This window comes from Sutcliffiella rhizosphaerae (assembly GCF_917563925.1).
GTDB classification, from domain to species: domain Bacteria; phylum Bacillota; class Bacilli; order Bacillales; family Bacillaceae_I; genus Sutcliffiella_A; species Sutcliffiella_A rhizosphaerae.
Genome location: NZ_CAKJTJ010000007.1, coordinates 46656 through 61044, shown reverse-complemented (window position 1 = coordinate 61044; position 14389 = coordinate 46656). Strand labels below are relative to the sequence as shown.

The following is a 14389-nucleotide window of genomic DNA, read 5'->3' as shown; positions in this document are numbered from 1 at the left end:
CCATGAAAACGGAGAACAACGTAGCTTTAAATCAGAATCCAATAACACCGCCAAAAATAGACAGGCGGGCAGAATTGAAAAAGCAAATTTGGAAAAATCGAATGATCTATCTAATGATCTTACCAGGAATATTGTACTTTTTCATTTATAAGTACATTCCTATGTATGGATTAATCATTTCCTTTCAGGATTATAAACCATACTTAGGAATACTTGGGAGTGAATGGGTAGGATTTCAGCATTTTAATAGACTGTTCACAGACCCTGACTTCTGGAATATTTTCCGAAACACTCTTATATTATTTGCTTTAAACTTATTTATCTTTTTCCCAATTCCAATTATCATTGCGCTTATGTTAAATGAGGTAAGAATTGAGCTCTTTAAAAGAGGAGTTCAAACGCTTATTTATATTCCTCACTTCATGTCTTGGGTTGTTATTGTTTCCATCAGTTTTGTCATGTTGACACTTGATGGGGGACTTGTAAACGGAATTATAGAGTGGCTAGGGTTTAATAAAATTAACTTTCTACTAAATCCGGATTGGTTCAGACCAATGTACATTCTTCAAGTAATTTGGAGAGAGGCAGGATGGGGAACCATTATTTTCCTTGCTGCGATTGCTGCTGTAAATCCGCAGTTATATGAAGCAGCTAGAATAGATGGTGCAACAAGGCTTCAAATGATGTGGCATATTACATTACCAGCTATTAAAGGGGTTATTGTGGTTCTATTAATTTTGAAAATTGGTGACGTCCTTGAACTTGGATTTGAACATGTTTACTTACTATTGAATGCTTCCAACAGGGAAGTTGGAGAGATATTTGATACGTATGTTTATCGTGTCGGACTTCAACAAGGTCAATTTAGCTACAGTACTGCAGTTGGATTCTTTAAAGGCATTGTAGGATTGATTCTCGTTGTTATAGCAAACTGGTTAGCGAAAAAAGCAGGAGAAGAAGGCGTATATTAACAGTCAAAGGAGGCGGAAAAAATGGTGGATGATAAAACATTGGGAGGTCGTCTGTTTAACTATACGAACCTCTTTCTACTAGGAGCCATTGCTTTAATTACAGTATTGCCATTTTTACATGTTATTGCAGCATCCTTTGCGACCAATGCGGAGCTGGCAGAGAAGAAATTCCTTCTGTTTCCCACTGTGTTAAGTCTGGATGCATATAGATATATTTTTTCCACAGATACAATATTTAAAGCGATGGGTGTTTCCATCGGAGTTACTGTTTTAGGGACATTATGGAGTATGTTCTTTTCCATCTTGACAGCTTACGGCTTGTCCAGAAAAGATCTGGTAGGGAGAAGATTTCTATTATTCTTCGTTGTGTTTACCATGCTTTTTAATGGTGGAATGATACCAACATTTCTTATTGTTAAATACACTGGATTGCTTGATACTTTAGCAGCTCTTGTAATTCCGGTTACGCTGAATGCGTTTAACTTAATCATCTTAAAGAGCTTTTTTCAAAATATGCCAGATTCATTAGAGGAGGCAGCTCGAATTGACGGATGTAGTGATTTTGGAACCTTGTTCCGGATAGTGATTCCTTGCTCTATGCCAGCTATTGCAACGATTTCGTTGTTTTATGCAGTAACATATTGGAACACATATATGCATGCGATTCTTTACTTGAATGATGCTTCTAAATGGCCAGTTCAAGTCCTTTTAAGACAAATTGTAGTATTGGCAACTGGAATAAATTATGACGGCTCTGAGTTGATGGATGTAGCCCCACCTGAAATTACAGTTAAGATGGCCGTAATCGTAGTAGCTACCATTCCAGTATTACTTGTCTATCCATTCTTGCAGAAACATTTTACAAAGGGAGCTTTGTTAGGGTCTGTGAAAGAATAATCAATTGAAAGGGAAGTGTGTTAAATCATGAGGGTTCTGGAAAGTTTGGAGAAACTGGACATGTTATTCGATGGTTTTATTCCTTGGTTAGCAGGGCAATATGATTCCGGTACAGGTGGATTCTACTATGCTCAAAGCGCAAAGGGAAATCCTTCATTTGTACCGGACATTGAATCAACTTCCCAAGGGCTGAACATTTTGATTCGCAATAATATCTTAGAGAATATGTCTGAGGATCAGAAAAATCAAATGATCGCTTTCTTTCAGGGAAAACAGCATGTTCGTTCTGGGTATTTTTACGATGAAAACCCTGCTATGAAAAAGGATGAAGTAATGGTACATAGGGCTTTAAGCTATACGAAGGGTTCTCTTTCAAAGCTTGGAAGTTCACCGAAGTACCAGCTTCCACTTCATGCAAAATCAGCACCAGAATATGTTACGTCTACACAAAGTTATTTGGAAAAGTGGAAAAGCATAGATTTGAGTAACAGTTGGCGGGGATGCGATTTACTTGCCACCTCCTGCGTTTATATAGGAGATATGGACGAGAAGGAGCAAAGACCTTTCTTGGACGAAGCTGTGGCATATTTAGAGAGCATACAAGATCCTGAGACCGGTTTATGGGGAGAGGGTAGTCTTTATGTGAGAATATCAGGTACGTTCAAGCTGCATACCTTCTATAGTAAATTCAATATTCCGATGCCAAATACAGATAAAATATATCAATCTATCTTAACTTGTTTAAGAACGGAAGAAGCAGAGGATATGTGCTATATACGTAATCCTATTAATCTATTGGCGTACATGAAACCTAACATTTCAAGAGAAGAGTTAATAGAAATGATAGACATAACAGCACATAACATGAAAAAACTGAAGAGGGCTGATGGCGGTTTTTCTAGGGAGTTAGGTAATTCGCCGACTGCGCCAAATGTTGCACAAGTAAAAGACGGTGCTTATCCTGATATGCCTGAAGCAGTTCATTTAAGTGAGGGGCTTTATGAAGGGGATATGAATGCTAGTACACAAGCTGTGTTAATTAGGATGCAATGTTACGAATTAGCTGGAGAGGAATGTGCTCCAGTTTACGGATCAAGTAATTTTTATAAACTCATACAATGAGAGAAGTGTTCTTCTATGAACATAAATCTAAAGATGTTCAAAGTACCAAAAGAAAAGAGATTTTCCGAACAGGCTGTAATCACATTAGTGAATCAGAGTGTATTCCAGTTCGGAAATTCCCTTTCTATCATTTTTATCAATCTCTACTTATGGCGACTGACGAATAGCCTTTTAATTAACGGGTTGTTCAATCTAATTGCCATTCTTACACAAGGGATTATGACCCTTTTTCTTGGAAAAATGGCAAAGCAGCGGGACAGGTTGACCATGTATCGGTATGGAATCTTTCTGACTGCCTTTTTTTATTTGTGTATCGTCCTTACGAAAGAATTGATGGTAGAGTATTTCTATTTATTTGCTTTATTAAAAGGGATCTCACAAGCTGCCTATTGGATCGGATATTTCACACTTGTTTATGATGTATCCAATAATGCCAATCGCCACAGATACTTTGGCTGGAACCAAATCACAATGAGTGGAGCAAATCTTATTGGACCTGCACTTGCAGGCTTTGTCATTAGCATGTACTCCGAATTGTCAGGGTATATTATCGTCTTTTCCTTAGCTTTTCTAATGTTTTTAGTTGCAGCCATGGGTAGTCTTCGGATGAATAAAGAGTCGACACATCATAAGACCTACTACATGAAATTTCTACCAGCCATTTTAAAAAAACGACCGAGCTTTGCCTTAGTTCTATTCGGATGGTTTATTATCGGGTTTCCGCAAGGAGTTCTGATGTATATTCCACACATTCTTTTATATGATATTTTCCCAAATGAAAGCTTTGTTGGTTATATGAATGTGTTATTTCTTACGTTATCAATCGTGGCAAGTTACGTGATAGCTAGGTTTGCACGGTTGGATGCTACAAAAACGTATTTATTCCTTGCAGCTTTTGGGATGACATTCTCGACGCTGTTTCTAATGTGGGATATTTCGGTATGGACGGTAGTGCTATTCATGTCCTTCGGTTCCCTTTTTAAGCCTTTGCAGGCAAATACATATGCCGTTCATTACTACAAGTGGCTGGATTATATTCCGTTAAGAGAAAATTTTAGAGTGGAGTCAGTTGTGCTACGAGAATCCATTATCAATATTGGTAGAGGTCTTGGAATCGTTATTTTCATGATGTTTTCCACTGAAATTAATAAGGACACTATTCCATGGATTATATTGTTTCTAATGGGTGTTCAAATGCTTATACCTTGGTTGGCAAAAGAAAAATAAGGAAGGGGCAAAACAAATGATTGGAACTTGGGAAGAGGTTGAAACCGGAGTCAGAAGAAAGATACATCCACCTGGAAAGAACATGATGATGATGGAGGTTCAGTTCGAAGAGGGGGCTGTAGGTGCTGCTCATAGCCATCCACATGAACAATACACCTACTGTTTAAAAGGAAAGCTACAATTTACTCTTGGTGATAAAAATATTGTTTTAACACAAGGGGAGTCATTATTTATCCCAAGTGGAGTGGTTCATGGCGTAGTAGCTTTGGAGTCAAGTACCCTTTTGGATGCATTCACACCTTTAAGAGAAGATTTACTATAAAGGCAGCTTTAATATAGGAGGTTACTAAATTGGAAATCACTATTACAAAATACGGTGCTGTAGGTGACGGTTCGACCATTAATACAACACACATTGCAAAAGCCATTAAGGATTGTGCCGAAAGTGGAGGAGGAACTGTATATATTCCTTCAGGGACATTCTTAACTGGGCCAATTGAACTAAAAAGTAACATCACCTTATTTTTGGAAGCTGGCGCCACTCTTTTATTTACAGATGAATTTGATGCCTATCCCCCTGTATCTACAAGGTGGTCGGGTTATGAGTGTTACGGATTTTCCCCCCTTATTTTTGGGGATAGCTTAACAAATGTATCTATTAAAGGAAAAGGGATAATTGATGGTCAAGGAAAAGCGTGGTGGAAAATTAACCATAAGTTAAAACAAGGACAGCCTTATTCAACGGTGGTAACTGAGCAAATTAGAGAAAGGAATCAAGGACTTTTAGATCCAAAATCAACGAATTTAGTAGAATGGGATTCTCAATTTTTGCGACCTCCACTTTTACAATTGAAAAATTGTGAACGCGTGACTCTTGAAGGTGTAACTTTACAGAACTCCCCATTCTGGAATACGCATCTAGTCTACTGTAACAATGTAACGGTACATGATGTGGCCTTTAAGAATCCTTCTGATACACCAAATGGGGATGGTTTTGATGTGGACTCCTGCTCAAACGTTAGAATATCCAATTGTCATTTCGATGTCGGGGACGATTGCCTTTGTTTAAAGTCCGGTATTAATGAAGACGGCAGAAGAGTCGGAAGACCTACTGAAAACGTAACTGTTACAAACTGCACGATGCTTCACGGTCATGGTGGAGTAGTGATGGGTAGTGAAAATTCTGGCGGAATTCGCAATGTAACGGTAAGCAACTGCGTATTTATCGGAACTGACAGAGGAATACGTATTAAGACGAATAGAGCCCGTGGTGCTTATATTGAAAATATCCTTGTAAATAATGTGTTTATGGAAGATGTTTTTTGCCCGTTTGCCATCAACTCTTTTTATCGATATGGAGTCGATGAAAATGATGAAACAATGACACTTAATGAAGCCATTCCCGTAACAGAAAAAACTCCAGTAGTGAGACATATTAAACTAAGCAATATTACTGCAAAAAATTGCCGTGCAGCAGCTGGATTTTTTTATGGATTACCAGAAATGCCAGTGGAGGGCATTCTCATGCACAACATACATGTGGAAATGACAATGGATCCACAAGAAAAAGGCGGAGAACCAGATATGGTGAAGGAAATAATCACAATGGCTGGAGAAGGTATTTATGCAAAATACATCAATGGATTGGAAATGGACCGTGTAAGAGTGGAAACACGTCAAGGACCAGCTTTGGCACTCGATGAGGTAAAGGAAGCAGAGATAGTGAATCTTACCATGAAAAATGTTCATTCCAACACACCAGTAGTTACAGTGAAGCACAGTGATGATGTTTTCCTTTCTGGTCGTCAGGTTTTCCAGCTAGAAAAAGAATATTTCAGCAAAGAAAACAGTTCAGTCATTCATATAGGAGGATATAAATCAGGTGTGGAATCCAGATAAGTTTTTAGACAACCTATATGGTGAAAAACTAACTTCTCACACAAAGACCTATAACCCAAAGTGGAAAGAGAAGCTTTTGGAAGAATTTAAAGAGCTACTTGGGAATTTCTCAATCCATCCACAAGTGGAAAAGCCAAGAATTTTAGAGGTTAGGGAGGAAGAGGGCTACACAAGGATACGTATGACTATGGAGACTTATCCTGACCTTTGGATGCCATTTTATTTATTAATCCCAATAATAGATAGAAACAAACCATTTCCAGTTGTACTGGCCTTGCATGGACACGGATATGGAAGTAAAGAAATTGTAGGCTTGAATCCTGATGGCAGTGAAACGGAGGAGGATGGCATTCATAAAAACTTTGCTGTTGCCTTGGTTAAGCGGGGGGTTATCGTTGCGGCGCCTGAATTGATAGGATTCGGGGATAGAAGGACAAGTAAGGTGACTGCGGACGAACCTCCTATTGCGAATTCCTGCTTCCAGCTAGCAAGCAGTCTACTCTTAATGGGAAAAACACTTCCTGGACTTAGAGTATTTGAATGTAGAAGAATGCTTGATTACTTATCTACTAGAGAGGATATTGATATCACCAAGATCGGGTGTATGGGGTTATCTGGAGGCGGTTTAGTGAGTGCCTTTACTAGCATAGTAGATCAAAGAATCATCGCAACGGTTATAAGTGGTTATACGAATACATTCAAAGGCAGTATTATGGATCGTAATCATTGTCTGGATAATTATGTGCCATCTATTCTAAAACATGCAGAAATGCCTGAATTAATAGGATTAATAGCACCAAGAGCACTTTTTATCGAATCAGGATATAAGGATCAAGTATTTCCAATACAAGAAGCGCAAACTGCTGTACAAACATTGACAGAAATTTATCATGCGTTTAATTCCAAGATGGAAGCTCATTATTTTAATGGTGGTCATGAAATCTGTGGAGAGAAATCATACGACTGGCTGTTAACGCAGCTACAACAGTAAGAAATGGGGGTTCACGAAATGGGAAAAGCGACAATAAATTCAACAATAAAACCAGTTTGGTCTGGTGATTTAGGAAATGGCTTTTATCAAAATCCTATCATTCATGCTGATTATTCAGATCCTGATGTCATCCGTGTTGGAGATGATTTTTTTATGGTGGCTTCAAGCTTCAACATGTCACCATGTCTACCTGTCTTACACTCTAAAGATCTTGTGAATTGGAAGGTTATTAATCATGTTAGCCAAATGTTTCCTTATGAAAGATATGATTGCCCACAGCATGGAGATGGAGTATGGGCACCAAGCATCCGTTATCATAACGGGTATTATTGGGTGTTCTTTGGTGCTCCAGATGAAGGGATTTTTATGAGTAAAACAAAAGATCCTTTCAAAGAGTGGTCCCCTTTTCATTTAGTAAAGGAAGTTAAAGGATGGATTGATCCATGTCCTTTTTGGGATGAAGATGGCAATGCGTATTTAGTAAATGCATTCGCTAAAAGCAGAATAGGCTTTAAAAGCATTCTCCAAATTATCAGAATGACTGAAGACGGAACTTCCCTTATTGGGGAAGGGAAAATAGTATTTGATGGAAACTTGAACCACCCTACCATTGAGGGGCCAAAGCTGTACAAACGCAACGGATATTATTACATTTTCGCTCCAGCAGGGGGAGTGGCAACAGGTTGGCAAACTGTATTACGATCCAACCATATTTTTGGTCCTTATGAAGATAAAGTAGTTTTGGCACAAGGGAATACAGCAATAAATGGACCGCATCAAGGAGGATGGGTGGAACTTTTAAATGGCGACTCCTGGTTTATTCATTTTCAGGATAAAGGAGCATATGGACGTATCACTCATATGCAGCCGATGACCTGGGAAAACGATTGGCCGAAAATGGGAGTGAATCATAATGAAGACGGAATTGGAGAACCGGTGTTAACATACAAAAAACCTAACGTTGATACGAAGGGTGAAATAGTCGTACCCCAGACAAATGATGATTTTAATGATCCTGTATTAGGACTTCAATGGCAATGGAAGGCGAATTGGAAAAAGGACTGGTATTCTCTTGAAGCGCGAAAAGGTTGGCTTCGTTTATATGCAGTTGATGAAGGTACAGAAAAAATCACGGATGTTCCTCAAATTATTACTCAAAAGTTCCCAGCAGAAGAGTTTGCCGTAATTATTAAGTATTCGTTCTCTGAGAGTAAAGATGGCGATGAATTTTATTATGTCATCTGTGGAGAAAAAAGTGCAGGCTTGATATTGAAAAAACAAGCTTCCACAATCAGTTTATCTTATGTGGTGGATGAAAAAACAATATCCACTATAGCGATGAAGCATTCTGAGGGGTTCTTTAAAATAGAGGTAACGGATGGTGAGGAATGTTCTTTTGCGTATTCAGATGACAATGAGAACTATCATACCTTTCATGATACGTTCAAGGCAACACCTGGAAGATGGATAGGTGCTCAAATAGGAATGTATTGTAAAGGGAATGGCGAAGGTTATACAGATGTTGATTGGATAACATTTACGAATACTTCTCTATATGGAAAGGAGAAGAATCATGAAAACAGCAACTTATAAAAACCCGATTCTTCCTGGCTTTTATCCTGATCCATCCATCTGTAGGGTTGGAGAGGATTATTATTTAGTAGCTTCAACCTTTGAGTATTTTCCTGGGGTCCCTATATTTCATAGTAAGGATTTGGTCAATTGGCAGCAAATAGGACACGTATTAGATAGACCCTCACAATTAAATTTAGACGAAACCCCCGGATCGAAAGGGATTTATGCACCAACGATTCGTTACCATAACGGTGTATATTATATGATTACAACCTTTGTTGTAAGTAAAACAGGGGCAAGGAAAAACTTTTTTGTGACAGCTACAGATCCTGCAGGACCATGGTCAGATCCATTTTGGCTGGATAATGCTCCAGGAATTGATCCGTCCTTATTCTTCGACGATGACGGTAGAGTCTATTATACAGGTAATCGCGCACCAGCATCTGGCCAGCAATACCAGAAGCACATGGAAATTTGGCTGCAAGAATTAGATCTGAAAACAAAAGCGTTGGTTGGTCCTTCCTACAGCCTTTGGGATGGGGCGTTAAAGAATGCTCACGCACAAGAAGCACCACATCTTTATAAGGTTGGTGAGTACTATTATTTAATCATTGCGGAAGGTGGGACAGGCTTCACACATGCTGTAACCATCGCCAGAAGCAAAAACCTCACCGGACCTTACGAAGGCTGTAAAAGAAATCCTATTCTGTCTCATCGCCATTTAGGACGAAATCATGAGATAACATGTATCGGACATGCTGATATAGTGGAAACGCATAAGGGAGATTGGTGGATGGTTTGTCTTGGGACAAGGCCATATGGCGGAGATTATAAAAACCTTGGGAGAGAATCTTTCCTCGTGCCATTTGAATGGGAAGATGGCTGGCCTTTAGTGAATCCAGGTAAAGGTATAGTGGAAATGGAGATGCCTTTTCCCAATCTAGAAGAGAAAAAGGTTCCACCATTACTTGAGAAGGATCATTTTGACGATGCATCACTTGGCCAGCAATGGAATTTCATCCGTACACCACGTGGTGATTTTTGGTCCTTAACGGAAAGGGAAAGTCATCTCCGCCTTAAGCTCAAGCAAGAAAGTCTAACGGAGGAATTAAATCCAAGCTTTATTGGAAGAAGACAGCAACATCAAAACTTTGCTGTCACGTCTGCAATGGAGTTTGCCCCACTTTCTGAATCTGAATCAGCAGGAATTGTATTACTTCAGAGCACGGATTATCATTTCAGGTTTGTAAAGACTAGAATAAACGAAACGGAAGTAATACAACTAATTGAAAGAAAAGCCGGAGAAGATAGAGTGCTGGCAGGGCAAATAGTCCAATCAAAAACATTGTATGTAAAAGTGGAGGCAGTTGGACAGGATTATTCTTTTTATTATGGTGACAGTGAAGAAGAATGGAAAGAGCTTTTCAAAGATGCAGATGGCCGAATACTAAGCACCGATGTGGCAGGTGGTTTTGTTGGGGCATATATCGGAATGTACGCTACCAGTAATGGTGCGGATTCTACTAATCACGCAGATTTTGATTGGTTTGAATATAAGGAGATTTAAAGAAAAGAGCTCATAAAGAATAACCCAAAAAGAAACTTTTCACTGCTTTTTGGGTGGGGGCTTAATCTACTTAGAAAACTATAAAAACGTTGCTTTGGGTGCTAGCTGTTGAAACTAGACAAAGTTAGTTTGTACGTGACTGAACGGGCGCCTTTCGCTTTTCGGGTTGTCTAGCTCCAGCGCCTAGCCCCTCGAGGTCATAAGCCAATGCGTCAAGAAGGTAAAGATCAACCTTCTCGCCACCTTGTCTTATGCTTGTCGGGGCTGAACAAGGCGCTTCCGCTTTTCGGGTTGTCTAGCTCCAGCGCCTAGCCCCTCGAGGTCATAAGCCAATGCGTCAAGAAGGTAAAGATCAACCTTCTTGCCACCTTGTCTTATGCTTGTCGGGGCTGAACAAGGCGCTTCCGCTTTTCTAGTTACTGGGCTCTTTTTAAGTCTCGGTATTTTCCTGGCGTTGTGCCTTCGATTTTCTTAAAGGAGCGAATAAAGTTTTGTGAGTTTGTATATTTCAGTTTCTCCGAGATTTCCCGTACAGACATATCTGTTTCTTCCAGCCATTGTTTGGCGGTCGTTAAACGATATAGGGAGAGGTACTCACTGAAGGACATGTTCGTTTCTTTCCGGAAAATGCTACTTAAATAATTTGGATTATAGTGCAGTCTAGTAGCAATGGATTCTAATGTAATATCAGAATCAAACTCCTGTTGGACTATATGGATGATTTTATCTGACAAATTCTTATATTGAGAGTTTGTCCTTTCTTCCACATTGTTAATAAGTGGATATATAATAATATCCTTAAACCAATTTTCAATTTCCTTCAAGGTCTTTAGTTCGTACAATTGATCGAACATAGACATTTTGTATTCCAGTTCCAACACATCGATTCCTAATGTCTGCATTAGTTCCAATAAATTATTTAAGAAGCGGACAATAGAGATTCTGTATTGTGTATGGTTAAGGTTTTTTTCCAAAATGACACGTAACAACTTATTAAGTTCTTCGTCCACTTTCTCTTTATCGCAAACTTTAATGGCATCGAATACGGCATTTTCAATTTGTTTAGGGAAGTATGTGTGAAAAGCAGTTCCTCTTTCCAGATTTTCGAAAAAGATAATGGATTCCTGATCAAATTTTATCCGGTATTTTAATGCCTCTACCCCTTCTTTATAAGCTGCACCAGTATTAATCAATTTCTCATATGGGAGACTGATGCCAATGCTGATAGGTAAATTTAATTCCTCTTTTACTTTAGTTTGAATTTCCTGAGCTATATTGTTCAAGTAAAGCGTATACTCTTCATCCGTTTGATGGTTACTTTGAATGATGGTTACTTGAGTATGGTTTTTAACAATGGGAGTCAAGCGGACTTCGGATGGAATGAAATCTTCTACCATTGTATTAATTGCAAACAGCAATAGGTCTTCTTCCTTGACGTTAAACATCGATTCTTCCAAAGAGTCGATTTGTACGGTTAAAACACATAATCGTTTCCACTCTTGGTTATAGCCATATGAAAGCATCTTAGATTGAATTTCATGCTCACTTACTTTTCCTTGCAACAGCTTGACTGTGAAGAATTGTTTCAGCTGAGTGACTTGACCTTGTAACTTGCTCTCAAGTTGCACGTTTTGATCTAGCATATAGTGAATACGATCTTCGATTAGCTCAAATTCACTTTTATGCTCGCTGCCGGTTTTTGATGTCATACCTTTAGAAACCATTTCCTGCAAACGGTGGATTGGTTTATAGATTCTCCTTGAACCTATGAGAGAGAAAATTAAGGAGAAAAATAGGAAAACAGAACAGATGATTAAAGTAAACCAACCGATAGAACTTGATTGCTGGTTAAGATTGCTGACACTTATTAAAGAAACGTAAGTCCAATTATTATAGTTGGATTTTCGATACGTAATTTTGTAAACGGTTCCATTAATATCGACATTAAATTGTCCTGTTTTTTCTTCAGTTGATTTTAATTGATTTAAGTAATCTAGTTCGGAAAAATCATCAGAAATCTGAGAGAAATTACTATGACCTACTACTTGGAATTTATCATCTAGAATAATGGTCGTTTCTGTTTCTGGCTGGACTGCAATAATATCATTAAATGAACATGCTGGTATTTTAGCAATGGCCATGCCAGTTTTATTGGAGCTCGTAAATGGCATGTGTTTCACAAGGTTCAAATGGTATGTGCAAGTATTGCTTCTGCTATTAGTAAAAAGCGTTTCCTCATTTTTTTCCAATACCCAAGCAGCACCTTGAGGTTCTTCTACGTACCTGTGATAGATTTCGGTATTTTCCTCATCTGTCAGGCGCTGAAGGCCTTGGTTATTTATAGCCCATCTTTCTTGCAAACTGACGAGAATGATGTCTTCCACTCCAGTCTCCTTTGTTTGAAGACTGCTCAATTCTTTTTTTGCCTGATTATAGAGTTGAAATTGGTAGGGAGTGAGAGGTTCCCTAAGAATCTGGTTTAGATGATTTGTCGAAACAAAGTAGGTTAAAGAATGATCGACGGTTTTTAGAACCTGTTCTATGTTTGTTTGAATTTGATAGATACTTTGTAATTTTTCTTCTGCAACGTTATTCTGAATTACTTCAGAAGATTTTAAGTAAGAAAACAACCCCACAATAATGACTGGAATGGTAGCCAATAAAAGAGTAAAGGTTATTATTTTATAGTAGTAATTTTTCGGCTTTTTAGTCATGACACCCCTCCGTCAATATTCTGAAAATTTCTAGTTTGTAAACTAATTATAATCTATTTCCCAAACAAATCTACATAATCATTTTCTAATATTGTGGTCATTATGTCATATCATTTTATGATTATTGCGTTATCTAGCTATTTTGGAAGATTATCATTTTATGATTGTAGCGGTAATAGAGGAGAAAAAGTAACATTGTAATTAGAAAAGGCAGAAATTTTAAAAAATAATAGTTGTTATTTTCTGCTAAAAATTTTTTATAAAAATGATATCGCTTACAAAGTGAGGAGAAGGAGAATCTAAAATGGCTGAGACACTGAAGATAAAAGCCCCTTTATATTATGCAGAGAAAATAAGTGAAACATTAATGAACACGTATACAACTGCTGAGCTTCCCCCAGCAAATCGATGGCATTACCATCAAGGTGTATTTCTTTGTGGGATGGAACGAGTATGGGAATACACTTCAAATGAAAAATACTACGACTATGTAAAATCCTATGTAGATCATTTAGTAGATGAAAATGGAAACTTTTATTTTGCAAGAGACGAGCTAGATGCCATACAGGCAGGTTTGCTACTTTTTACTATCTATAAACGTACTGGTGAAAGAAAATATCAACTTGCTGCAAAAAAGCTACGCAACCTATATACAACATTAAATGTAACAAATGAAGGTGGTTTTTGGCATAAAGACAAATATCCATATCAAATGTGGCTTGATGGATTATATATGGGTGGACCGTATGCTTTGACATATGCAAGGGATTTCAATGAGCCTGGGTTAGTTGACATGGTTATCCATCAGGAACAACTTATGAGAAAACATACAAAAGATGAAAAAACAGGCTTGTATTATCACGGTTGGGATGAAAAAGGGGTACAGCCATGGGTGAATGACGGAAACCATTGTGCACCGGAGTTTTGGGGAAGAGCACTTGGATGGTACGGTTTAGCTGTTATTGACATGATTGACTTGCTTCCGGAAAATCACCCAAAGCGTGATGAGTGGATTCATGTGGTGAAACAGTATGTAGAATCTATTACGAAGTATCAGGACAAGGAAAGTGGATTATGGTATCAAGTAATAGATAAGGGTCACCTTGAGGATAACTGGCTTGAAACTTCTTGCACAAGTTTGTTTGTATATACGATTGCGAAAGCAGTGACTAAAGGGTATGTAGGCAAAGAGTATGCGGAGTTTGCAAAAAATGGGTTCCAAGGAATGATTCAGCACAAAGTGGAGGAATCTGATTCAGGTGAATTGGTACTAAAGGACATTTGTATTGGTACTTCCATCGGAACGTATGACTATTACGTAAACAGAGAGTGCAGTCAAAATGATCTACACGGTGCAGGCTCGTTCATCTTCGCATGCTTGGAGATGGAGAAACTATTGAGTAACGAATAGTATATAGCCAGGGGG

The 14389-nt window shown here is 38.4% G+C and carries 11 protein-coding genes; 10 read left to right on the top strand and 1 reads right to left on the bottom strand.

Translation table 11 applies throughout. The features are described from left to right. Positions 1-2: 2 nt before the first annotated feature. From LRP81_RS08615 to LRP81_RS08575, 9 genes are read left to right on the top strand one after another with little or no spacing between them, the layout of a single operon-like run. Positions 3-971, top strand: coding sequence for an ABC transporter permease (locus tag LRP81_RS08615; RefSeq protein WP_230500865.1), 969 nt, complete (start codon positions 3-5; stop codon positions 969-971). A gap of 21 nt (positions 972-992) precedes the next feature. Beyond that, positions 993-1868 (top strand): carbohydrate ABC transporter permease, encoded by an 876-nt coding sequence (locus LRP81_RS08610; protein ID WP_230500864.1) that lies wholly within the window; start codon positions 993-995, stop codon positions 1866-1868. Positions 1869-1928: 60 nt separating this feature from the next. After that, positions 1929-2990, top strand: a complete 1062-nt coding sequence (locus LRP81_RS08605) for a prenyltransferase/squalene oxidase repeat-containing protein (RefSeq protein ID WP_230500863.1) — start codon at positions 1929-1931, stop codon at positions 2988-2990. A gap of 15 nt (positions 2991-3005) precedes the next feature. Then, positions 3006-4217 (top strand): MFS transporter, encoded by a 1212-nt coding sequence (locus tag LRP81_RS08600; protein ID WP_230500862.1) that lies wholly within the window; start codon positions 3006-3008, stop codon positions 4215-4217. Between the two features lie 16 nt (positions 4218-4233). Continuing rightward, on the top strand, positions 4234-4539 hold the full coding sequence (locus LRP81_RS08595) for a cupin domain-containing protein (protein WP_230500861.1): 306 nt from the start codon (positions 4234-4236) through the stop codon (positions 4537-4539). A gap of 29 nt (positions 4540-4568) precedes the next feature. Beyond that, positions 4569-6116 (top strand): glycoside hydrolase family 28 protein, encoded by a 1548-nt coding sequence (locus LRP81_RS08590; protein WP_230500860.1) that lies wholly within the window; start codon positions 4569-4571, stop codon positions 6114-6116. Next, positions 6100-7107, top strand: coding sequence for a dienelactone hydrolase family protein (locus LRP81_RS08585; protein ID WP_230500859.1), 1008 nt, complete (start codon positions 6100-6102; stop codon positions 7105-7107). Before LRP81_RS08590 ends, LRP81_RS08585 begins: the two co-directional genes overlap by 17 nt. An 18-nt stretch (positions 7108-7125) precedes the next feature. Beyond that, entirely contained in the window at positions 7126-8700 is a 1575-nt protein-coding gene (locus LRP81_RS08580; RefSeq protein WP_230500858.1) for a glycoside hydrolase family 43 protein, read from the top strand. Then, entirely contained in the window at positions 8681-10249 is a 1569-nt protein-coding gene (locus LRP81_RS08575; protein WP_230500857.1) for a glycoside hydrolase family 43 protein, read from the top strand. The genes LRP81_RS08580 and LRP81_RS08575 overlap by 20 nt, the downstream gene beginning before the upstream one ends. Positions 10250-10665: 416 nt before the next feature. Here the strand turns inward: LRP81_RS08575 and LRP81_RS08570 are convergent, their stop codons facing one another. After that, positions 10666-12963: a helix-turn-helix domain-containing protein gene (locus LRP81_RS08570; RefSeq protein WP_230500856.1), complete on the bottom strand. Its 2298-nt coding sequence runs from the start codon at positions 12961-12963 to the stop codon at positions 10666-10668. A 304-nt stretch (positions 12964-13267) separates the two neighbouring features. Between LRP81_RS08570 and LRP81_RS08565 the strand changes: the two genes are divergently transcribed. After that, entirely contained in the window at positions 13268-14374 is a 1107-nt protein-coding gene (locus tag LRP81_RS08565; protein WP_230500855.1) for a glycoside hydrolase family 88/105 protein, read from the top strand. Positions 14375-14389 lie beyond the last annotated feature (15 nt).